Annotated in this window: 21 protein-coding genes and 1 riboswitch; of the genes, 9 read left to right on the top strand and 12 right to left on the bottom strand. The window is 69.3% G+C overall.

Features of this window, described 5'->3' with window-relative positions; translation table 11 throughout:
* Positions 1-41: 41 nt before the first annotated feature.
* The gene (locus ACFVGW_RS13500; protein ID WP_385852067.1) at positions 42-905 is read right to left on the bottom strand and encodes a GNAT family N-acetyltransferase; all 864 of its coding nucleotides are present in this window, start codon (positions 903-905) and stop codon (positions 42-44) included.
* Positions 906-910: 5 nt separating this feature from the next.
* Positions 911-1438 carry a DUF2269 domain-containing protein gene (locus ACFVGW_RS13495; protein ID WP_385852066.1) on the bottom strand — a complete coding sequence of 176 codons (528 nt, stop codon included), beginning with the start codon at positions 1436-1438 and terminating at the stop codon, positions 911-913.
* Between the two features lie 77 nt (positions 1439-1515).
* Here ACFVGW_RS13495 and ACFVGW_RS13490 point away from each other — a divergent pair, with 77 nt between their 5' ends.
* Both ACFVGW_RS13490 and ACFVGW_RS13485 read left to right on the top strand, forming a co-directional pair.
* Complete coding sequence (locus ACFVGW_RS13490; RefSeq protein ID WP_385852065.1) at positions 1516-2169, top strand: HAD family hydrolase; 654 nt, start codon at positions 1516-1518, stop codon at positions 2167-2169.
* 86 nt (positions 2170-2255) lie between these two features.
* Positions 2256-3476 carry a globin domain-containing protein gene (locus tag ACFVGW_RS13485; protein ID WP_385852064.1) on the top strand — a complete coding sequence of 407 codons (1221 nt, stop codon included), beginning with the start codon at positions 2256-2258 and terminating at the stop codon, positions 3474-3476.
* Positions 3477-3520: 44 nt separating this feature from the next.
* Here the strand turns inward: ACFVGW_RS13485 and ACFVGW_RS13480 are convergent, their stop codons facing one another.
* The 5 genes from ACFVGW_RS13480 to ACFVGW_RS13460 form a co-directional block, all read right to left on the bottom strand.
* Complete coding sequence (locus ACFVGW_RS13480) at positions 3521-4000, bottom strand: NUDIX domain-containing protein (RefSeq protein WP_383227549.1); 480 nt, start codon at positions 3998-4000, stop codon at positions 3521-3523.
* Between the two features lie 35 nt (positions 4001-4035).
* A complete protein-coding gene (locus ACFVGW_RS13475; protein WP_385852063.1) occupies positions 4036-4932 on the bottom strand; it encodes a LysR family transcriptional regulator in 897 nt (298 codons plus the stop codon).
* A gap of 302 nt (positions 4933-5234) precedes the next feature.
* On the bottom strand, positions 5235-6407 hold the full coding sequence (locus ACFVGW_RS13470) for a cystathionine gamma-lyase (RefSeq protein WP_385852062.1): 1173 nt from the start codon (positions 6405-6407) through the stop codon (positions 5235-5237).
* Positions 6404-6892 carry a low molecular weight protein-tyrosine-phosphatase gene (locus tag ACFVGW_RS13465; RefSeq protein ID WP_385852061.1) on the bottom strand — a complete coding sequence of 163 codons (489 nt, stop codon included), beginning with the start codon at positions 6890-6892 and terminating at the stop codon, positions 6404-6406. Before ACFVGW_RS13465 ends, ACFVGW_RS13470 begins: the two co-directional genes overlap by 4 nt.
* Positions 6893-6901: 9 nt before the next feature.
* Positions 6902-7282 carry a phage holin family protein gene (locus tag ACFVGW_RS13460; RefSeq protein ID WP_385852060.1) on the bottom strand — a complete coding sequence of 127 codons (381 nt, stop codon included), beginning with the start codon at positions 7280-7282 and terminating at the stop codon, positions 6902-6904.
* A gap of 51 nt (positions 7283-7333) precedes the next feature.
* Between ACFVGW_RS13460 and ACFVGW_RS13455 the strand changes: the two genes are divergently transcribed.
* The 4 genes from ACFVGW_RS13455 (at position 7334) to ACFVGW_RS13440 (ending at position 9657) form a co-directional block, all read left to right on the top strand.
* Positions 7334-7651: a cupin domain-containing protein gene (locus ACFVGW_RS13455; protein WP_355110745.1), complete on the top strand. Its 318-nt coding sequence runs from the start codon at positions 7334-7336 to the stop codon at positions 7649-7651.
* A gap of 167 nt (positions 7652-7818) precedes the next feature.
* Entirely contained in the window at positions 7819-8037 is a 219-nt protein-coding gene (locus tag ACFVGW_RS13450; RefSeq protein WP_383227538.1) for a DUF5326 family protein, read from the top strand.
* A 321-nt stretch (positions 8038-8358) separates the two neighbouring features.
* Complete coding sequence (locus tag ACFVGW_RS13445) at positions 8359-9084, top strand: IclR family transcriptional regulator (protein WP_385852059.1); 726 nt, start codon at positions 8359-8361, stop codon at positions 9082-9084.
* 138 nt (positions 9085-9222) lie between these two features.
* The gene (locus tag ACFVGW_RS13440) at positions 9223-9657 is read left to right on the top strand and encodes an SsgA family sporulation/cell division regulator (RefSeq protein WP_352188575.1); all 435 of its coding nucleotides are present in this window, start codon (positions 9223-9225) and stop codon (positions 9655-9657) included.
* Positions 9658-9667: 10 nt separating this feature from the next.
* Here ACFVGW_RS13440 and ACFVGW_RS13435 read toward each other — a convergent pair whose 3' ends face one another.
* Positions 9668-11029 carry a YibE/F family protein gene (locus tag ACFVGW_RS13435; protein WP_385852058.1) on the bottom strand — a complete coding sequence of 454 codons (1362 nt, stop codon included), beginning with the start codon at positions 11027-11029 and terminating at the stop codon, positions 9668-9670.
* Between the two features lie 71 nt (positions 11030-11100).
* A riboswitch (TPP riboswitch) is annotated at positions 11101-11247 on the top strand.
* Between ACFVGW_RS13435 and thiC the strand changes: the two genes are divergently transcribed.
* Complete coding sequence (thiC, locus tag ACFVGW_RS13430; RefSeq protein WP_383308845.1) at positions 11241-13025, top strand: phosphomethylpyrimidine synthase ThiC; 1785 nt, start codon at positions 11241-11243, stop codon at positions 13023-13025. It overlaps the preceding riboswitch by 7 nt.
* A gap of 204 nt (positions 13026-13229) precedes the next feature.
* Here the strand turns inward: thiC and ACFVGW_RS13425 are convergent, their stop codons facing one another.
* The 3 genes from ACFVGW_RS13425 to ACFVGW_RS13415 form a co-directional block, all read right to left on the bottom strand.
* On the bottom strand, positions 13230-14060 hold the full coding sequence (locus tag ACFVGW_RS13425) for a hypothetical protein (RefSeq protein ID WP_383227529.1): 831 nt from the start codon (positions 14058-14060) through the stop codon (positions 13230-13232).
* 159 nt (positions 14061-14219) lie between these two features.
* Entirely contained in the window at positions 14220-15689 is a 1470-nt protein-coding gene (locus ACFVGW_RS13420; protein WP_385852057.1) for a metallophosphoesterase, read from the bottom strand.
* Between the two features lie 297 nt (positions 15690-15986).
* Complete coding sequence (locus tag ACFVGW_RS13415) at positions 15987-17093, bottom strand: LacI family DNA-binding transcriptional regulator (protein WP_352057874.1); 1107 nt, start codon at positions 17091-17093, stop codon at positions 15987-15989.
* A 378-nt stretch (positions 17094-17471) separates the two neighbouring features.
* Between ACFVGW_RS13415 and hisC the strand changes: the two genes are divergently transcribed.
* The gene (gene hisC, locus ACFVGW_RS13410; RefSeq protein ID WP_385852241.1) at positions 17472-18587 is read left to right on the top strand and encodes a histidinol-phosphate transaminase; all 1116 of its coding nucleotides are present in this window, start codon (positions 17472-17474) and stop codon (positions 18585-18587) included.
* A 17-nt stretch (positions 18588-18604) separates the two neighbouring features.
* On the opposite strand, the gene ACFVGW_RS13405 is transcribed toward hisC, so the two are convergent.
* Positions 18605-18985 carry a cyclophilin-like fold protein gene (locus tag ACFVGW_RS13405; protein WP_385852056.1) on the bottom strand — a complete coding sequence of 127 codons (381 nt, stop codon included), beginning with the start codon at positions 18983-18985 and terminating at the stop codon, positions 18605-18607.
* A 203-nt stretch (positions 18986-19188) separates the two neighbouring features.
* Here ACFVGW_RS13405 and ACFVGW_RS13400 point away from each other — a divergent pair, with 203 nt between their 5' ends.
* Positions 19189-20697 carry a cytochrome ubiquinol oxidase subunit I gene (locus tag ACFVGW_RS13400; protein ID WP_383227525.1) on the top strand — a complete coding sequence of 503 codons (1509 nt, stop codon included), beginning with the start codon at positions 19189-19191 and terminating at the stop codon, positions 20695-20697.

Raw genomic sequence — 20697 nt, 5'->3', positions numbered from 1 at the left:
TAGACGATGTGCGCAAAAGCCCGCGTGTGCAATTACTGGTCTTATCCCGCCGCCACGGTCAGGGGTGCGAACCGACGGCTCCAGTCACCCGGAAGGTCGGGCCGGGAGCGTGTCATGACCGCGTTGAACGCGATCGGGGCGAGGCCGCACGCCTTGAGCCAGGCCAGCAGTGCCTCGTGGCGTACGTCGACGTCCGTGCGCAGGGGGCGGTCGGTGGCGGCGGCCAGGGCGGCGACGAGGGCCTGTGCGGTGGCCGTGTCCCGAGCGATCAGCGGGCCGACCACATGGGTGTCCATGTTGGGCCAGGCCGCTGCGAAGCCGGTGATCTCGCCGTTCTCCTCGGCGACGCGGAGGTGGTCCGCGAAGGCCGGCAGCCGGGTGATCATATGGGTGCGGTCCAGGCCGAAGACCTCGGCATCCAGGCGGAGCACGGTCGGGAGGTCCTCGGCCGTGGCGGCGCGGGTCGTGATCGCCGGGACCGGCTCCGTCGCCGTGAAGTGTCCGCGGAGCATCTCCGCGCGACCCGTCTGGGCGAAGCCCAGCTGCTCGTAGAGCGGCTGACCGTTCGGGGTCGCGTGCAGCGTGAGCGGGGTGTTCCCGGCCTCCGCCACCACATGTCGCATCAGGCGGATCCCCACGCCCCGGCGGGCGTACCGTTCGGCGACCAGCACCATGCCGATCGCGGAGAGCTCGGGCCCGTACGAGGTGACGATGCTCGACGCGATCAGCCCCTTGCCGTCGGGGTCGTCAATGCCGAAGCCGGTACCCGCAGTCAGCAGAAGATTCCATTTGTGCTCCTCGCGCGGCCAGCCCCGGTCCTCCGAGAGATCGGCACAGGCGGTGAGGTCTGCGGAGGTGAGGACACGGATGGGGAGCTGGTCGAGCGGGGCAAGCGACGTCGGCATGAGGCTCAGGCTCTCTGACGCGATGATCGTTCGTCCACCGCTTTACGGGAACTGGCCAGGGCCCGCAGGCGTCGGCCCCTGCGGGTCAGGCCCCAGGGCTTCAGCACCGAGATCGCGGTCATGAAGAGATATGCGGTCGTCGACACCATGGGCGCCGACACCAGGCTGGCGTCGGGCACCCCGGCAGCCGCGGCATGCTCGATCTCCGGGCGCAGGGCGAAGACGGTCGCGGCTGCGGTGGCGAGGGTGATCCAGAACTTGATCCAGACCCAGCGGTGTCGCGCCAGCCCCCAGGGAGTCCCCAGGGAGAGCACCAGCCCGCTCACCAGCGTCACCACCGCGACGGGAGCCAGCAGCCAGTCCCCGAAGACCTTCATCGCGCGGTACGAGGCGTCGGTGAGGGAGGGGTCGCCCGTCGTGTAGGCCGTGATGCCGAGCGTCAGCAGACCCACACTGAGCCCGAGCCACGCCACAGAGATGGCGACATGGACGACGAGGAGAGCCCGCCGAGCGGGGCGCTGAAGATGTTTCACGTGAAACACCGTGTCGTCCCATGCCCTCACCCCGCGTCTGACAGGAGGAGTAACCACACGTACTAGCCTCGGCGTACATGACCACTTCTCCGGGCGCGGGCAGGCTTCACCTCTTCGACCTCGACGGCACCCTCATCAGGGGCTCGGCGGCCGCGGTGGAGATCTCGCGCCAGCTCGGCGTCGACGAGGAGATCGCCGCCCTGGAGCGGAGGTTCCTGCTGGACGGGATGGCGCCCGACGAATTCGCGGTCCAGGCCCATGCCCTGTGGTCCGCTCTGACTCTGGAGCAGGTCGTGGCCGCGTTCGAAGGGGCTCCCTGGCTGGCAGGCATTCGCGAGGTCTGGGCCGACATCCACGCTCAGGGAGGGCGCTGCGCCGTCATCTCGCTCTCGCCGGACTTCTTCGTGGAGCGTCTCCTCGACTGGGGGGCCGATGCGACCCATGGCTCCCGGTGGCCGGCGGTTCCGTTCACCGCGCCCATCCACCGGCCTGGCATCCTCAACGCCGCCGCGAAGGTGAGCATCGCGCGCCGCCTCTGCGCGGAGTACGGGCTGGGCCTGGAGGACTGCGTGGCCTACGGCGACTCGATGTCCGACGCGGAGCTCTTCGCCGCCGTACCGGTCACCGTGGCGGTGAACGCCGATCACCACCTTGCGGGGCTGTCGCGCCACACCTACGCCGGGGGCGATCTGCGCGAGGCCTACGACCTGATCCGAAAGAGCGAAGCCTAGTCCGTGCAACGTGGCTAATGCCCGAGAATTCCACTTTCTGTCCGAACCGGAGGCCGAACCTGTCAAGCTGCGGCGACAAGAGCCGCATGCGTGAGGCGAGGCACACGATGGAAGAGGCCGTGCACGACGACGGCGAAGAGCCGCCCCGGATAGCTCCGGGCCCGTCTCCGGACAGACCATTTCCCGACAGACCGTCCCCCGACAGACCGTCCCCTGACGCGATCCTCATTCGCCGCACTCTGGCCGAGATCGCTCCCGTCGCCGACAAGGTGACCTCGTACTTCTACGCCTTACTCTTCGTCCGCCACCCCGAGATGCGCGCGATGTTCCCCGCGGCGATGGACACCCAGCGCGACCGCCTCCTCAAGGCGCTGCTGACGGCGGCCGAGCACATGGACGACGCCGCCGTACTCACGGAGTACCTCCAGAACCTGGGCCGTGGACACCGCAAGTACGGGACCCGGCCGACGCACTACCCGGCCGTCGGCGAGGCGCTGATCGGCGCGCTGATCCGGTACGCCACTCTGACCTGGAACAAGGAGAGCGAGGCCGCCTGGGTGCGGACGTACACGACGATCTCGCAGATCATGATCGACGCGGCGGCCGAGAACGAGCTGCACGCGCCCGCCTGGTGGCAGGCCGAGGTCGTCTCCCACGATCTGCGGACCCCGGACGTCGCGGTGATCACGCTGCGGCCCGACCAGCAGTACACCTTCCTCGCCGGCCAGTACACGACGCTGGAGACGCCGTGGTGGCCTCGCGTATGGCGGCACTACTCCTTCGCCTCGGCCCCTCGCCCCGACGGGCTGCTCACCCTCCACGTCAAGGCCGTCCCGGCCGGCTGGGTGTCGAACGCCCTGGTGCATCATGCGCGCCCCGGCGACGTCCTGCGTCTCGGCCCGCCCGCGGGGTCGATGACGGTCGACCACTCCACGGACAACGGGCTGCTGTGCCTGGGCGGCGGTACGGGGATCGCGCCCATCAAGGCGCTGGTCGAGGATGTCGCCGAGCACGGCGACCGACGCCCCGTGGAGGTGTTCTACGGCGCGCGCAGCGGACATGACCTGTACGACATCGACACGATGATGCGGCTCCAGAAGACCTACCCCTGGCTGTCCGTGCGGCCGGTCACCGAGGACCAGGCACAGCTGCCGGACGCCGTGCGCCAGTACGGCCCGTGGACCGAGTGCGAGGCCTATCTGTCGGGGCCACCCGGCATGATCCGGCGCGGGGTCGACGCCCTGCGGGGGGTCGGCATCCCCGCGGAGCGGATCCGCCACGACCTTCTGACGGAGCTGGCGTCCTAGCCCGGAGGCTCGCTCCGGGCCCAGGAACGCGCTGTTCGGTCCGGTCAGCCCAGGTCGGGGGCGTGCATCGCGCGGACGCCCTCGATGTTGCCGTCCAGGTAGTGACGCAGGGACAACGGCACGAGATGGACGGCGGCGATGCCGACCCGGCTGAAGGGCACCCGGACGATCTCGTACTCGCCGCAGGGCTCCTCCACCTCGGGCCCATGCCGCAGCGAGGGATCCATCGACTCGAGCCGGCAGACGAAGAAGTGCTGGACCTTCACCCCCGAGACACCGCCGTCGACGATGTGCTCGACGGTGTCGACGAAGCAGGGGACCACATCGGTGACCTTGGCGCCGAGCTCCTCGTGCACCTCGCGGTGCAGGGCCTCGACGACGGTGGAGTCCGAGGGCTCGACCCCGCCGCCGGGTGTCAGCCAGTAGGGATCCACCCCCGGCTTCGTGCGCTTGATGAGGATGAGGTCGTTTCCATCGAGCAGAATGGCGCGTGCGGTGCGCTTGACCACAGGACGTTCGGTCATGGGAAGAAAATGGCCCGCCACAGGTGTCCTGAAACTCACCAGTCGCCGGAGGCTCGCAGGAGCCACTCGTGCGCCCGCGCGATGTGCGGCAGCGCGAGGGTCCCGGTACGGACGACCAGGAAGTACGTCCGCAGCGGCGGCACGGGCGGATCGAGCAGCGCCACGAGGCGGCCCTGTTCCAAGGCCTCCTCGCACAGATAGCGGGGCAGGACGGCGAGGCCGGCCCCGGAGGCCGTGGATTCCAGGACGGCCCGCAGGTCGGGCGCCACGACGGTGGCGGTCGCGGCCGGCTTGGTCTCGAAGACGGCCGCCCAGTAGCGGGAGACGAACGGCAGCGACTCGTGCACCTCGACCACCGGCAGCTGCTCCAGAACCACGGCACCCCTGCGCAGGAGCAGGTCGGGCGCCAGCCGGGCGGCCCAGCGGGGGGCGGCGACCAGGACATGTTCCTCGTCGCAGAGCGGAGTGGAATGGAACAGCCCTCCGCGCGGGCGGGCGGTGGCGACGGCCAGATCGTGGTGGCCCGCGGCGAGCCCGTCGAGGATCTCCTCGGTCGTGGCGGGGAACCCGGCTCGCACGGCGAGCCCCTGGGCGACCAGCGGGGTGAGGGCGGGTAACACCCGCGCCGAGGTGAACTCGGGAGGTCCGGCGAGATGGAGGGTGCGGACGCCGTTCTCCTCGTCCAGACCGGTCTCGGCGATCTCCACGAGCGCGTCCAGATGCGGGGCGGCGCGGTGGGCGAGCTCGTCGCCGATGGTGGTGGGGGTGACCCCACGGGCCTGTCTGAGGAAGAGCGGGCGGCCCAGCTGACGTTCCAGGGTGCGGATCTGGCTGGTGACCGCGGGCTGGGAGAGGCCGAGAAGGGCCGCGGCGCGGGTGAAGGAACCGGCCCGGTGCACCGCGACGAAGGTGCGCAGTAGGGCGAGGTCCATGTCCGCCCCCTCCTGGCCGTTGTCGGCCTCGACTCATGCGGTCGGCTGACTGCGCCTCAGGACCGTCCAACTATAAATAAGTCGATAGGTCTCTGTCGCTACCGTGATTGGACACTGACGCAGAGTCAACTAGCCTTGTGCAGGCGGTTCTCCGCGCGTAAAACCCGGGGCGTTCCGAGCCATGAGGGGGGAGGCTCGGAGCGCCCCGTTCTGTGCGGGGCGCTCCGGAACCGGTCAGGCCTGCACGCGGGCACGACGCAGGCAGGCACGCGGGCATGCCTGCGGGCATCAAGCGGTGCGTCTCAGCCGGCCGTGGCCGCTTCCGCCACGTCGAGGGCGCGCAGGACGTCGGTGATCAGGTCCTCCGGGTCCTCCGCTCCGACGGAGAAGCGGATGAAACCCTCCGGCACGGCGTCGCCGCCCCACCGACCGCGCCGCTCGGCCGTCGAGCGCACACCGCCGAAGCTGGTGGCGTCGTCCACGAGCCGCAGTGCGCCGAGGAACCGCTCCGCCCGCTCCCGGTCGGCCAGGACGAAGGAGACCACGGGCCCGAAGCGCTTCATCTGCGTCGCCGCGACCGCGTGGGACGGGTCGTCCGGCAGTCCGGGATAGCGCAGCCCGGTCACCTCTGCCCGCTTGCTCAGCGCCTCCGCGAGAGCGAGCGCCGAGGTGCACTGTCGGTCGATGCGGAGCTGCAGCGTGGCCAGGGAACGGTGGGCGAGCCAGGCCTCCATGGGCCCGGGGATGGCCCCGACGATCTTGCGCCAGCGCCGGACGTCCGCCGCGAGCCCCGGGTCGAGGCAGCTGACGTGGCCGAGGAGGATGTCGCCGTGGCCGGTCATGCCCTTGGTGTCGCTGGCGACGGAGAAGTCCGCGCCCAGCTCCAGGGGCCGCTGGCCGAGGGGAGTGGCCAGGGTGTTGTCGACGGCGACCAGCGCCCCGGCCTCGTGCGCGGCCCGCGCCAGACGGCGGATGTCGCAGACGTCGAGCCCCGGGTTGGAGGGCGTCTCGATCCACAGCAGCCGCGCACCCTCCAGTACGGACAGCTGGGCGTCGCCGCCGGTGGGCGCGGTGCGGACCTCGATCCCGTACGCCCTGAGCTGCTCGTGCACCAGGGGCAGCGCCTGATAGCCGTCGTCCGGTACGACGACCGCGTCGCCGGCCTTCAGCTGGGAGAAGAGGACGGCGGAGATGGCTGCCATGCCCGAGGCGAAGACGAGCGTCTCGACACCCGGCTCCCCCGGCGCCTCCAGCTCCCCGATGGCGCGTTCCAGGTGCGTCCAGGTGGGGTTCTCGTCCCGGCCGTACGTATAGGGGCCGGTGGGGTCGCCCGGCAGGTGGAAGTGGGCGGCGAAGACCGGTCCCGGCAAGGTCGGTTCGTACTTCACCGGCTCGGGGAGTCCCGCCCGTACCGCCCGTGTCCCGTCACCGACGGCACCGAGTTCCTCGGCGCCCCCGAACGTGTCCGTGCTCATGCCGACCGATCCCCCACACTCTCGCTCACCGCGGCCAGCAGTCCCTCGCTCGCCGCCTCCACCATCTCAAGGCACTCCTCGAAGCCTTCTGTCCCCCCGTAGTACGGGTCGGGCACGTCGAGGCCGTCGGCCGCCGGGTCGTACGAGCGCAGCAGCCGCACCTTCGCCTCGTCCTCCGGGGTCGGCGCGAGCGCGCGCAGGGCCCGCTGATGTCCCTCGTCGAGGGCGATCACCAGGTCGAGGGCAGGGAACCACGAGGCGCGGAACTGGCGTGCGGTGTGTCCGGAGGCGTAGCCGTGCTCCTCCAGGACGGCGACCGTGCGCGGGTCGGCGGCGTCACCCTCGTGCCAGCCGCCGGTGCCCGCGCTGTCCACCTCGACCGCGCCCGCCAGGCCGGCCTCCTCCACGCGGGCGCGGAAGACGGACTCGGCCATCGGAGAGCGGCAGATGTTGCCGGTACAGACGAAGCAGACGCGGTAGGTCATCGTCCGCACTCAGTCCCCGTCGGGGAGGACGACGTTGAGCGCCCAGGAGACGATCGAGATGATCAGACCGCCGAGGACGGCGGTCCAGAAGCCGTCGACGTGGAAGTCCAGCCCGATGGTGTCGGCCAGCCAGGAGGTGAGCAGGAGCATCAGGGCGTTGATCACCAGAGTGATCAGGCCGAGGGTGAGGATGAACAGGGGAAGCGAGATCAGCTTGACGACCGGCTTCACCAAGAAGTTCACCAGGCCGAAAACCAGAGCGACGAGTATGAGCGTCCAGGCCTTGTCGGCGGTGCTGTTGCCGGTCAGCTCGATGTCCGGCGACAGCAGCCAGACGGCCACACCCAGGGCACCCGCGTTCGCGAGCGTCTTGACTACGAAATTCATCATGTGTCTGATCGTGGCAGACATGATCGGGCCAACGGCAGGGGCAGACGACCGATGAAAGCATTCCGACTGGACGAGCTGGAGGCGGAGCGCGCCGCCAACGACGGTGCGTACCTCCAGTTCCTGCGGGAGCGGAACATGTCCGTCGGTCTGTACGCCCTCGACGCGGGCTCACTCGACCCTCAGCAGCCGCACGGTCAGGACGAGGTGTACTTCGTCGTGAGCGGGCGGGCCGCCATCACGGTCGGGATGGAGACGACGCAGGTGGCGCGAGGCAGCGTGGTCTATGTGCCGGCGGGTGTCGCCCACAAGTTCCACCACATCACCGAGGACCTGCGGGTCATGGTGGTGTTCTCGCCGCCGGAGAGCTGAGCCGCCCGAGAGCCAGCTGAGCCGCCGGGGCGCCGGGCTCCCCTAGGGGGCGGATCAGGGGAGAGCAAGGGCTCCGAGGCCCCCGCGGGCACAGGTGTCCCGCCTAGCATCGGGAGTGTCCGGCGCAGAGTGCGCGGGACGGACACTGCGGAGATGAGGGAAGCGCGATGGCGGTACGAGAGATTGTCGCGGGGATGCCCTGGTGGGTGAAGTGGGTCGCCATACCCGTCATCGCCCTGTTCGTCTTCGGTGGTCTGATCACCAGCATCGCGACGTTCGTGATCGGTCTGCTCTTCAAGGCGCTGATCTTCGTCGCCCTCGTCGGTGGACTGATCTACGTCGTACGGAAGTTCATGTCCTCGTCGTCGTCGCGCGAGGACTGGTAGAACACGCTACCGAGCGGTAGGCGCGGGCCGCGGGTGTGTTAGCCCGGGCGAGGGACGCGGCCCGAGAATCCAGGCTCGGGCCTGAGAGCTGCCATTAGAGTGCAGATCTCTGCCGCCCCGGGGAAAGCCGGCGTAGACCTCCGCATCGTCCTGCGGTGGTCCACCCGTCCCGGGCGGGTCCGCCATGGACCCCACCGGTTCCCAGGCCGCGGCGGGCGCGGGGGCGGCCCCCGCGGGCGGGTGTACGGCACCCGTCGTCACGCCTGGGGGTGACCTTTGGCCACGGCTACGCAGTCCGCCGCTCCTACCCTGATCGGCTCGGTGCAGCGGGCGCTGAGACTACTGGAAGCCGTGGGCTCCCACGAGGACGGAGCTCCCGCCAAACAGCTCGCGCGTGAGGCAGGGCTCCCGCTGCCCACCGCGTACCACCTGCTCCGCACCCTGACGCACGAGGGCTATCTCCGCCGCGAGAAGGGTGTGTTCGTCTTCGGCGACGCGGCAGGTCGACTCGCCGGTGGCGGAGTTCTGCAGAATCGTCGCACCAAGATCGAAGATTCCCTCGCGCGCTGGCGCGACGAAATCGGGGTCCCCGTCTACTTCGCGATCTACCGCGAGGGCGAGATCGAGCTCGTCGCCGTCGCCGACACCCCGTCCGCCCCCGCCGTGGACGAATGGGCCGACTTCCGCGAGACGGGTCATGCGCATGCGATCGGTCAGTGTCTGCTCAGTCAACTGGATCTGAAATCTCGTCAAGACCACCTCGATCGCCATCCGGTGGAATCCATCACCCCGTACACGGTGCGTAACCGCCGCACCCTTTTGGATCGTTTGGGCGGTATGGGGCGAATGGAGCCCCTGGTGGAGCGTCAGGAATATGCGCTGGGCACGGTCTGCGCCGCAATCCCCATCACCGCGGGCTCCACCGCGGCCACGATGGCCATTTCCCTCCCCCTCCACCAGCAAGAACGGTTGCTGCCCGCAGTCAACCAACTACGTAACGAAATCGGAGGGCTCTTCAGCTCCTTCGCTTTCTCTATCAGTATCTGAAAAATCACTCCTTGTGATCTGCTAGTGCGTGCAGCACGATTGCGTCAAGCAGGCCATGGGGGATCATTCCTGGCCGTTTTGGTCACAGCTTTCAGCTGCTGTGTTTACACAACTGCTTCATCTACTGCGGGGTACATCATGCGAGAGTCGGTGCAGGCCGAGGTCCTGATGAGCTTCCTCGTCTCCGAGGAGCTTTCCTTCAGGATTCCGGTGGAGCTGCGTTACGAGACCCGGGATCCCTACGCGGTGCGGATGACGTTCCACCTCCCCGGAGACGCCCCGGTGACCTGGGCGTTCGGCCGGGAGCTGCTGCTCGACGGGATCAACGGACCGAGCGGTGACGGCGATGTTCACATCGCGCCCACCGAACCCGAGGCTCTCTCGGACGTCGCCATCCGGCTCCAGGTCGGCAGCGACCGCGCGCTGTTCCGCGCCAGCGCTCCGCCCCTCGTCGCGTTCCTCGACCGTACGGACAAGCTCGTTCCGCTGGGCCAGGAACGGACATTGGGCGACTTCGAGGACAATCTGGAGGCGGCGCTCGGCCGGATCCTCGCGGAGGAGAACGCCGGCTGAACCGGCGCACTCACTTGGCGCGACGGCGGCGGCCACCTCTGGCCGCGGGCTTCCCCACGCCACCCGGCCGGTCGGCCGAGACCACCAGGGCAGCGAGAGCCGTGGTGAGCGGCACCGAGGCGACCAGCCCGATCGATCCCACCAGCGTGCGGACGATCTCCTCCGCGACCAGTTCGCTGTTGGCCACGGCCCCCACGCTGCTCTGAGCGATGGAGAAGAGCAGCAGCAGGGGCAGGGCCGCACCGGCGTACGCCAGCACCAGTGTGTTCACCACGGACGCGATGTGATCGCGGCCGATCCGGATCCCGGCCCGGTACAGTGCCCGCGGCCCCATACGGGGATCGGCCTGGTGCAGCTCCCACACGGACGAGGTCTGTGTCACCGTCACGTCGTCGAGCACACCGAGCGAACCGATGATGATGCCCGCCAGCAGCAGACCCGACATGTCGATCTCCGGGTAGAGACCGTGGATCAGCCCGGTGTTGTCGTCGGTGTTCCCCGACAGCGACGCCCAGCTGATGAAGTACGAGCCGAGCAGCCCGATCAGCAGCAGTGAGATCAGCGTCCCGAGCACCGCGACCGACGTGCGGGCGGAGAGTCCGTGGCACATGTAGAGGGCGATCAGCATGATCGCGCTCGACCCGACCACCGCCACCACCAGCGGATTCGACCCCTGCAGAATCGCCGGCAGGATGAAGAAGGTCAGCACCATGAAGCTGATCGCCAGCGCGATCAGTGCCATCACGCCGCGCATCCGTCCGACGAGCACCACGGCGAGGGCGAAGATCCCGGCGAGGACGGCCAGCGGAATCTTGCGGTCGACGTCCGTCACCGAATACTGCAGATCGCGTGGGGCGTCGGGCGCGTACGCCACCACCACGCCCTGCCCCTCGTCCAGTTGACGCGGTGCGTCCGGCTGCACGATCTCGGTGAAGGTACGGCCCTTGTCCGGACCGCTGGTGACCTCGATCGTCGCCTTCTCGCACTGCCCCTGCTGCGCGTTGAGCGCCTCACGCCCCTGGGGCGTCGAGACGTCCCCGGTCGGCGGCACCTGACCGGCGTTCACGTCCTGGCAGTCGACCTGCTCGACCGAGGTGACCTTGCCCTGGTAGGTCTGCCGGTCGAAGCCGACGCCGGTGCGTTCGTGCTCCGGGGCCCCGCCGGGCCACAGGACGACGAGCCCGACCACGACGGCCGTGGCGAACGGGATCAGGACGGCGGCGATGATTCTGCGCAGATGCCGGGAGACGGGCGCGGCCGGTCCGTGGCTGTGGGTGTGGCCGTGCCCGTGACCGACGTCACCGGGTCCGTGACCGACGTCGCCGTGTCCGTCGTGGCCGTCGGGTTCCGGGGTCTGCTGCGAGGAAGTCACCGACCGATCATCGCAAGAACGGCGGGGGCCCACTGTTCAGCATGGCCGGGTTGACGCTAGCGTGGTGCCACCTTTGCACACGCGGGAGCTCGGAGCACCGGGCTGAGAGGGCGCTGATCACCGTACGCGCGTACCGATGTACGTACGGGAGGAGGCTGCGCCGACCGCCGAACCTGTTACCGGGTAATGCCGGCGTAGGGAGATCGGTCTCATGACCATTCAGGATGCACGCACGCCTGCCACCAGCCAGAACGAGGCTCAGGACGAGCGCAAGCCGGGCTGGCACAAGGGATACGTCGAGGGCTCGCGCCCCGACCTCCGGGTGCCCGTCCGACAGGTGCACCTCACCAACGGCAAGGACGTGACGCTGTACGACACGTCCGGTCCGTACACCGACCCCACCATCGACACCGACGTACGGCGCGGCCTCCCGCCGCTGCGCGAGAACTGGATCATCGCGCGGGGCGACACGGAGGAGTACGCGGGCCGCCCGGTCCGCCCCGAGGACGACGGCATCAAGCACACCTCGCCGCGCGGTGGCCTGAAGAACCTCGACGCGGTCTTCCCCGGCCGCCCGCGCCAGCCCCGCCGGGGCCGAGACGGCCAGGCGGTGACCCAGCTCGCGTACGCCCGCCGGGGCGAGATCACCCCGGAGATGGAGTACGTCGCGATCCGCGAGAACGTCTCCCCCGAGGTCGTACGGGAGGAGATCGCGGCAGGTCGGGCCGTCCTTCCGGCCAACGTCAATCACCCGGAGATCGAGCCGATGATCATCGGCAAGCGGTTCCTGGTGAAGGTCAACGCCAACATCGGCAACTCCGCCGTCACCTCCTCCATCGAGGAGGAGGTGGAGAAGATGACCTGGGCGACCAAGTGGGGCGCGGACACGGTCATGGACCTCTCCACCGGCCGCAACATCCACACCACGCGCGAGTGGGTGCTGCGCAACTCTCCCGTGCCGATCGGCACCGTGCCGCTCTACCAGGCCCTGGAGAAGGTCGACGGGAAGGCCGAGGAGCTGACCTGGGAGATCTACAAGGACACGGTCATCGAGCAGGCCGAGCAGGGCGTCGACTACATGACGGTCCACGCCGGCGTGCTGCTGCCGTACGTGCCGCTGACGGCCCGTCGCAAGACCGGCATCGTCTCGCGCGGCGGCTCGATCATGGCCGCCTGGTGCCTCGCGCACCACAAGGAGAACTTCCTCTACACGAACTTCGAGGAGCTCTGCGAGATCCTGGCGACGTACGACGTCACGTACTCGCTGGGCGACGGCCTGCGGCCCGGCTCGATCGCCGACGCCAACGACGAGGCGCAGTTCGCCGAGCTGCGCACGCTCGGTGAGCTGAACACGATCGCCAAGCGCCACAACGTGCAGACGATGATCGAGGGCCCGGGCCACGTCCCGATGCACAAGATCAAGGAGAACATCGACCTCCAGCAGGAGATCTGCGAGGAGGCGCCGTTCTACACGCTCGGCCCGCTCACCACGGACGTCGCCCCGGCGTACGACCACATCACCTCGGGCATCGGCGCCGCGATGATCGCCTGGTGGGGCACGGCGATGCTCTGCTACGTCACGCCCAAGGAGCACCTGGGCCTGCCCAACCGCGACGACGTGAAGACCGGTGTCATCACGTACAAGATCGCGGCGCACGCGGCCGACCTGGCCAAGGGGCACCCGGGGGCGCAGGAGTGGGACGACGCGCTGTCGGACGCGCGGTTCGAGTTCCGCTGGGAGGACCAGTTCAACCTGGCGCTCGACCCGGACACGGCCCGCGAGTTCCACGACGAGACGCTGCCGGCGGAGCCCGCGAAGACCGCGCACTTCTGCTCGATGTGCGGTCCGAAGTTCTGCTCGATGAAGATCTCGCAGGACATCCGCAGGGAGCACGGCGGCGACCTCAAGTCGGACGAGATCGCGGCCGGCATGGAGGAGAAGTCCAAGGAGTTCGCGGCCGCGGGCAACCGGGTGTACCTGCCGCTGGCTGAGTAGTCGCGCCCTTCCGTACGTACGTCATGGCGGGTCGCATGAAGCGGCGGGGGCGGACCGCATGGTCGGGGGGCCGTGTGGCTCGCGCCCGCCGCGGCGTCTCCGGCGCCGCGGTCCCGCACCCGCCCGGGCAGGTCTGCTCCGGTCCGGTCTCCTCGGACCAGGTCTGCTCCGGTCCGTCTGCTCTGGGCAGGTCTGCTCCGCCGTCTACTCCGGGCCGTGGTCCGGAGGGCCGAAGTCCGGGCTGGAGAAGTCGGGGCTGCTGAACCTCGGGCGGGTGCCCGAGGAACCCTCGTTCGGGCTGGTGAAGTCCGGGCCGCTGTAACCGATCTTCGGTATGCGATCGGCGCGGGGCGGTGCGACGGGCGGCGCCGCCGGGAGGGGGTCCGGGGCGGCCAGGGCGTCGCGCAGGAACGGCACGATGCCCCGGTCCACCAGCGCGCGGCGCCAGGCCTCGCGGGCGCGGGACAGTTCGTCGTCCGCCTCGGCGGGCGGCGGATCGCTCGCGGCCACCTGCGTGGAACGGTTGCCCAGCGCCGTGAGCAGTAGCCCGACCGCGGCGCAGAAGAGGCCGGCGGCGGCGACGGCGCCGAAGAACCATCCCGCGGTCAGCAGCGTGTCGGCGAACGCGAGCGTGGGGGCCAGCACCTTCAGTACGGCGCCGAACAGCAGGAATATCACCGCTGCCGTGCCGGCGAGGACCGGGGCGAGGACCGTCACGATCGCGACAATGCCGGCGCCCGGTCCGGCGCCCGGCCCCTCGCCCTCTGCCGCCAGGACGGCGTTCATCACGCTCGAACCGCTCGGTGAGCGGCTCTCTTCGCGGACCTTCACGAAGTGGTCGTACTCGACCGCCGCCGCGGCGGTGATCAGCGCCGTCGCGTTCAGTGCCATCGTGCGCAGCTGTTCGGCCGTGAGCCGCTTTCCGGTCTCGGCGAGATCCGGATGGTCGTGCGCGTTGCGCAGTGCGTCGTCGAGGAGTCGCACGTACTCGGCACGATCCTCGGTCAGCAGGTGCGGAGCCACGTTCATGTGCATCCCCCGATGCTCCGTAGGGCCTTGCCGGCCGTGAGGAACGGCCGGTTGGGCGGAAACGGAGGAGAGCCTGCTACGGATGAGCCGATGGTATTGCGGTTATGGCACAGGGTGACAGGGGGTTTCCCGAAATCGACTTCCCCGGATGCGGAGGGTTATGCCTCAGCCATGCAGGGGGAGTTGGACGACCAGCAGCTTTCCGGCCATGGTCACTCCGCCGTCCATGGCGATCGCGAGACCGTCCGCGTACACGTGCGGACCGTCGACGACCGGGTCCGAAGCGGCCTCGCCGTCCTCCGTGCCGACCTGGCCCAGGAGGTACGGGATGGGGCTGTGACCGTGCACGACACGGCCGCCGCCGTAGGTGGCGAGCAGCTCCTGGACGGCCTGGGGGCCGGCGTCGTCGCGGAAGGCGAAGCGCTTGGTGAACTTGCGGAACAGGTCCCAGACCTCGTCCGCGTCGTTCCGGTTGATGATCTCGTGGACGGTCTCGTTGACGTCCTCGATGGTGGAGCCGTAGTCGAGGTAGGCGGTGGTGTCGGAGTGCATCAGCAGGTGCCCGTCCTCCTCCACCACGGCGTCGAGCCGGGACATCCACTGGAGGTGGACGTCCTGGAGGCGGTCCATGTCGTGCTTCTGGCCGCCGTTGAGCAGCCAGGCCGCCTGGAAGGTGGCGGTGCCCGCGCCGGAGTTGACGGGGGTGTCCCCGAAGCGCTTGGCGCCGATGAGGAGCAGCTCGTGGTTGCCCATCAGGGCCTTGCAGTAGCCACCGGCGGCCGCGGCCTCCGCGGAGAGCCGCATGACGAGGTCGATGACCCCGATGCCGTCGGGGCCGCGGTCGGTGAAGTCGCCGAGGAACCAGAGGCGGGCGTTGCCCGCGGCCCAGGCGCCGTTCTCGTCGATCAGGCGCCGCTCGCGCAGGGCGTCGACGAGCTCGTCGAGGTATCCGTGGACGTCGCCGACCACCCAGAGGGGGCCGGGGCCTTCGCCGGCCGGGGCGGGCGCGGGGGCCGCTGCCGGGTCCACGTGGACCTGGACGGTGTCCCCGCGGTTGATCACCGGGAGGTCGCGCTCCGTGGGGGTGTAGCCCTCGGGGAGCTGGTCGTCCGGGAAGGCGTTCCCGGGGTGGCCCGGAGTTGCGGCGGCGGGGGTGACCAGGGTGGTCAGGGCGGAGAGCGCGGGGGAGGGCCGGCCGAGGAGGAGCGTGGGGTCGGCGACGGTGACGCGCGCGGGGGGTGCCGGCTCGGACGGTGCGACCGCATCGATCGGCTCGACGTACTCGATCGGCCTGAGGTGCTCGACCGGCTCGACGTGCTCGACCGACCTGAGGTGCTCGACAGGCTCGACGACCTCGACGCGCTTCGCGAACTCGACCCGTTCGAAGGAGGCCCCGTGCGCGACGGGTTCACCGTGCGGGCCCGTTTCGAGGGGTGCGCCGTGCGCGACGGGAGCGACGGGTTCGCCGGGCGCACCCGGGTCGACCGGTGCGCCGGGCTCGTACGGCACGACGGGGTGTCCGGCCGGCGGCTCCGGGGCCTGGCCCTGCACGGGCACCCGGGCGTACGGCGGTACGCGGAAATCACGCAATGTCGCCGTGCGCACCACGGGTTCCTGCCCGGCCCCCTGAGTCATCGACCCCTCCACCACCGTCGCGATGCCCTGCACATCGCGGACCGACCTGGTCGGGGTGGTCCGCGGTGTCGTGCGCCCATCATAGGAATGAGGGTCCGCCTGTGTGACGCACCAGGGGTGGTGAATCCGGGTCCACTCCGGGTTCACCGGTTGTTTCGCCCGAATTGAGAAGGTCCAGTCCAGGGTTGGGGCAGGGCCGAGGCCTGGTTTGTGTCCGGCTCCGGGTCCGTACCCCCTCCGTACCCGGCTCCCACCCGACCCGACATGGGCCGGGTTTCGGCGCGTACGTGTTCGTCGTCAGTCCTTCGAGGGTGACCGGGGCGGACTCACCGTCGTCCGCGGAGAACGCCTCTGGGAGGACGTCCGCACGATGAGTTCGGTCGGTATCACCTGCTCGACGGGTCCGTCGGTGTCGATCCCCTCGATGGCGTCGATGAGGAGCTGGACGACGGCCGTGCCGATCCGGCGCGGTTTGAGCGAAAGGGTCGTGATGGGCGGTTCGGTGGTGGCGTAGACGGTCGATTCGCTGCAGCAGACCAGCAGCAGATCGTCCGGCACGCGCAGTCCGTAGCGGCGGGCCGCCGCCAGGAGATCGGTTCCGTTCGGGTCGAAGAGTCCGTAGACGGCGTCGGGACGGTCGGGGCGGGCGAGCAGCCGGTCGGCCGCGACGGCGCCCGCGCACGGGTCGTGCGCCGGGTAGGCCTCGTAGACGGGGTCCTGTCCGACCCGCTCGCACCAGTTGAGGTACGCGGTGGTGGACAGGCGGGTGTACGTGTCGGTGGTGGTTCCGGTGAGAAGGCCGATCCGGCGGGCGCCGGCGGCGGCGAGATGGTCGAGGAGGTCGAGGACGGCGGCTTCGTGGTCGTTGTCGACCCAGGCGGTCACCGGGAGCGTGCCGGCGGGGCGTCCGTCGGAGACGACGGGCAGGCCCTGGCGGACGAGCTCGGTGACCACCGGGTCGTGGTCGGAGGGGTCGATGACGACGGTGCCGTCGAGGGCGACGTTCGACCAGACGTCATGGCGGGAGGTTGCGGGCAGGATGACCAGGGCATAGCCACGGGCGAGCGCGGCCGAAGTGGCGGCTCTGGCCATCTCCGCGAAGTACGCGAATTCGGTGAAGGTGAAAGGTTCATCCCCGTATGTCGTCACGGTCAGGCCGATGAGGCCGGACTTGCCGGTACGGAGCGTGCGGGCCGCCGCGGATGGGCGATAGCCCAGCCGGTCTGCGACCTCGCGGACGTGACGGCGGGTGGCGTCCGGGAGCCGGCCCTTGCCGTTGAGCGCGTCGGAGACAGTCGTGATGGAGACCCCGGCGGCGGCGGCCACATCCCGGATGCCCGCTCGCCCCTGCCGGCTTCCCCGGGTCTGTGCCCGGCTCACCTGGTGCTTCCCTGCTGCTGTCATGGCGAGCCGATAGTAGGGCGAGGCCGGGTGGTTGGGACGCCCGCATATTCACCCATTGACAGGCACGTTTTTGCATGATCAAGAACTGCCAATTGCCTTGGAAGTCAAGTGAGTTAAGGCCTCTTGGGTGTGATCTACGGTTGTCGACCCGCATGGGCCTGCCAAGGAGGTCATGTCTCGAAGAGGTCTCAACTCACCTCTACGGGGGATGCGCGCCACGGCGCCCGCCACCGGCGCGCGCCACCCGTTCCCGCGCTCCCCCACTCGTCCACAGGTTCCCCACTCCGTTGTCCACAGCCCATTCGCAGCGGAGGCGAATCCTCATAAGGTGAGGAGTATTGGTGGTACGGACGGTCGAGGAGGACCACAGTGAGCGCAGTGAGCGAGACCGGCGGAACCGGCGCGGCCGGCGGGACGGACGCGGGCGGCCCCAGGCTGCGTGCCGTGCTGGACGGCATCCCCACCTACAAGCCGGGCAAGCCCGCCGCCGCGGGCGGTGCGGTCGCCTTCAAGCTGTCCTCCAACGAGAACCCGTATCCGCCCCTGCCGGGTGTGATGGAGAGCGCGCTGTCCGCGGCCGCCGCCTTCAACCGCTACCCCGACATGGCCTGCACGGGCCTGATGAACGAGCTCGCCGACCGCTTCGGGGTCCCGGTCTCGCACCTGGCCACCGGTACGGGCTCGGTCGGCGTGGCCCAGTCGCTGCTGCAGGCGACCTCGGGCCCGGGTGACGAGGTCATCTACGCCTGGCGGTCCTTCGAGGCGTACCCGATCATCACGCAGATCAGCGGGGCCACCTCCGTGCAGGTGCCGCTGACCGACGGCGAGGTGCACGACCTCGACGCGATGGCCGAGGCGATCACCGACCGGACGCGGCTGATCTTCGTCTGCAATCCGAACAACCCCACGGGTACGGCGGTGCGCCGCGCCGAGCTGGAGCGCTTCCTGGACCGGGTGCCCTCCGACGTCCTGGTGGTGATCGACGAGGCGTACCGCGAGTTCGTCCGTGACGCCGACATCCCGGACGGCATCGAGCTGTACCGCGACCGGCCGAACGTCGCCGTGCTGCGGACGTTCTCCAAGGCGTACGGCCTGGCCGGGCTCCGGGTCGGTTTCGCGATCGCCCATGAGCCGGTGGCGGCGGCGCTGCGCAAGACGGCGGTGCCGTTCGGAGTGAGTCAGCTGGCGCAGGACGCGGCGGTGGCCTCGCTGCAGGCCGAGGACGAACTGCTCGGGCGGGTCGGCTCGTTGGTGGGCGAGCGCGAGCGGGTCCACGCGGGGCTCGTGGCCCAGGGCTGGACGGTTCCGGACACTCAGGCGAACTTCGTCTGGCTCCGGCTCGGTGAGCGGACGCTGGAGTTCGCGGCGGAGTGCGAGCGGCACGGCGTGGTGGTGCGGCCGTTCGCGGGCGAGGGCGTGCGCGTCACGATCGGTGAGTGCGAGGCCAACGACCTGTTCCTGAAGACGGCGGAGGGCTTCCGCAACGGGGGCTGATCAGGGCGCCGGGGAGGTCAGACCTCCACGCGCTCGACGCGGATCGGGTCACCGTCCCTGACGGTGGCCAGGACGCGCGCGTCGCCGTCCAGCGAGCCCAGCACGTTGCAGGGGCTCGCGAGCCGGCATTCGGAGCCCCGGGATATCGGGGTGGGGCCGTAGGGGAGTGCGAGGGCGTCGCCCTCGGTCCAGAAGGCGACCGTGCCCGGCTCCACCACCTGCCGCGCGCCGGACTCCACGGCGGTGGACACCGGAGTGTCGAAGTACACCTCCTCGCCCCAGGTCCGGGCGGTGGAGGAGATCGGCAGAGCCCCCAGGAGCGCCTTGCTCGTGGGGGTTTCGTCGAGGGTCGCCGTGGTGTGCCCGGCCGGCCAGGAGATACGGATCTGAAGGGTCATGGCCAGGATTCAACAATATGTTGAAGGTCCTGGGAAGGGGTGACCTTCGGTAGGGGGACCCCCGGTCTTACGTACGGATTTCGTATGAGCCATAATGCTTGTGAATGTGAACGCGTTCACAAGCGTGTCCCGTTCATCCCTGGATTGGTGGGATTAAAGGGGCAAACTGCCGATCTGAGCACGGCAAGGTAAGGAGAGACGACGTGGACCTAGCTCTGGCGCCGGAGACGTTGGCGCGATGGCAGTTCGGCATCACCACCGTCTACCACTTTCTCTTCGTCCCCCTGACGATCTCCCTCGCCGCCCTCACCGCCGGTCTCCAGACCGCATGGGTGCGCACGGGGAACGAGAAGTACCTCAAGGCGACGAAGTTCTGGGGCAAGCTGTTCCTGATCAACATCGCCATGGGGGTCGTGACCGGCATCGTGCAGGAGTTCCAGTTCGGCATGAACTGGTCCGACTACTCGCGCTTCGTCGGCGATGTCTTCGGGGCGCCGCTGGCCTTCGAGGCGCTGATCGCCTTCTTCTTCGAGTCCACGTTCATCGGCCTGTGGATCTTCGGCTGGGACAAGCTGCCGAAGAAGATCCACCTGGCCTGTATGTGGATGGTGTCGATCGGCACGATTCTCTCGGCGTACTTCATTCTGGCGGCGAACTCCTGGATGCAGCACCCGGTCGGCTACCGGATCAACGAGGAGCGCGGCCGGGCCGAGCTCACCGACTTCTGGCTGGTGCTGACCCAGAACACCGCGCTCACGCAGTTCTTCCACACCATGACGGCCGCCTTCCTGGTCGGAGGCGCGTTCATGGTGGGCATCTCCGCCTTCCACCTGGCACGCAAGAAGCACGTGCCGGTGATGCGGACCTCGCTGCGGCTCGGCCTGATCACCCTGATCATCGCCGGACTCGGCACCGCCATCAGCGGCGACCTGCTCGGCAAGGTCATGTTCAAGCAGCAGCCGATGAAGATGGCCGCGGCCGAGGCGCTCTGGGACGGCGAAGCGCCCGCGCCGTTCTCGATCTTCGCGTACGGCGATGTCGACAAGGGCCACAACAAGGTGGCCATAGAGATCCCGGGACTGCTGTCCTTCCTGGCCAACGACGACTTCAGCTCGTACGTCCCGGGCATCAACGACATCAACAAGGCCGAGCAGGAGAAGTTCGGGCCCGGCGACTACCGGCCCAACATCCCCGTCGCGTACTGGGGCTTCCGCTGGATGATCGGCTTCGGCATGGCCTCGCTGACCATCGGCATGGTGGGTCTCTGGCTGACCCGGAAGAAGTTCATGCTGGCGCCGGGGATGCGGACCGGCGAGGACGAGGTGCCGAATCTGGTCCTGTTCAAGCGGAAGGCGCTCAGCCCCCGCCTGGGCAGGTGGTACTGGATCATCGCCCTCTGGACCATGGCGTTCCCGCTGATCGCCAACTCCTGGGGCTGGATCTTCACCGAGATGGGACGCCAGCCGTGGGTCGTCTACGGCGTGCTGCGCACCAGGGACGCGGTCTCCCCCGGCACCTCCCAGGGTGAGGTCCTCACCTCCATGATCGTCTTCACGCTGCTCTACGCGGTGCTCGCCGTGATCGAGGTCAAGCTGCTGGTGAAGTACGTCAAGGCCGGACCGCCCGAGCTCAGCGAGTCCGACCTCAACCCGCCCACCAAGATCGGCGGGGACGACCGCGACCCCGACCGGCCCATGGCCTTCTCGTACTGA

It is taken from the genome of Streptomyces sp. NPDC127129 (assembly GCF_042671585.1).
GTDB lineage: Bacteria > Actinomycetota > Actinomycetes > Streptomycetales > Streptomycetaceae > Streptomyces.
Note: the sequence above shows the minus strand (reverse complement) of the source record. Positions and strands in the feature narration are given on the sequence as shown.

Bases quoted from the DNA above. Each gene is read 5' to 3' on its own strand.
- ACFVGW_RS13405 (WP_385852056.1), bottom strand. From the start codon at position 18,985: ATGACCCTTCAGATCCGTATCTCCTGGCCGGCCGGGCACACCACGGCG.
- ACFVGW_RS13420 (WP_385852057.1), bottom strand. From the start codon at position 15,689: ATGACTCAGGGGGCCGGGCAGGAACCCGTGGTGCGCACGGCGACATTG.
- ACFVGW_RS13455 (WP_355110745.1), top strand. From the start codon at position 7,334: ATGAAAGCATTCCGACTGGACGAGCTGGAGGCGGAGCGCGCCGCCAAC.
- ACFVGW_RS13485 (WP_385852064.1), top strand. From the start codon at position 2,256: ATGCGTGAGGCGAGGCACACGATGGAAGAGGCCGTGCACGACGACGGC.
- ACFVGW_RS13500 (WP_385852067.1), bottom strand. From the start codon at position 905: ATGCCGACGTCGCTTGCCCCGCTCGACCAGCTCCCCATCCGTGTCCTC.
- ACFVGW_RS13425 (WP_383227529.1), bottom strand. From the start codon at position 14,060: ATGCACATGAACGTGGCTCCGCACCTGCTGACCGAGGATCGTGCCGAG.
- ACFVGW_RS13450 (WP_383227538.1), top strand. From the start codon at position 7,819: ATGGCGGTACGAGAGATTGTCGCGGGGATGCCCTGGTGGGTGAAGTGG.
- ACFVGW_RS13490 (WP_385852065.1), top strand. From the start codon at position 1,516: ATGACCACTTCTCCGGGCGCGGGCAGGCTTCACCTCTTCGACCTCGAC.
- ACFVGW_RS13470 (WP_385852062.1), bottom strand. From the start codon at position 6,407: ATGAGCACGGACACGTTCGGGGGCGCCGAGGAACTCGGTGCCGTCGGT.
- ACFVGW_RS13465 (WP_385852061.1), bottom strand. From the start codon at position 6,892: ATGACCTACCGCGTCTGCTTCGTCTGTACCGGCAACATCTGCCGCTCT.
- ACFVGW_RS13440 (WP_352188575.1), top strand. From the start codon at position 9,223: ATGCGAGAGTCGGTGCAGGCCGAGGTCCTGATGAGCTTCCTCGTCTCC.
- ACFVGW_RS13460 (WP_385852060.1), bottom strand. From the start codon at position 7,282: ATGATGAATTTCGTAGTCAAGACGCTCGCGAACGCGGGTGCCCTGGGT.
- ACFVGW_RS13475 (WP_385852063.1), bottom strand. From the start codon at position 4,932: ATGGACCTCGCCCTACTGCGCACCTTCGTCGCGGTGCACCGGGCCGGT.
- thiC (WP_383308845.1), top strand. From the start codon at position 11,241: ATGACCATTCAGGATGCACGCACGCCTGCCACCAGCCAGAACGAGGCT.
- ACFVGW_RS13415 (WP_352057874.1), bottom strand. From the start codon at position 17,093: ATGACAGCAGCAGGGAAGCACCAGGTGAGCCGGGCACAGACCCGGGGA.
- ACFVGW_RS13480 (WP_383227549.1), bottom strand. From the start codon at position 4,000: ATGACCGAACGTCCTGTGGTCAAGCGCACCGCACGCGCCATTCTGCTC.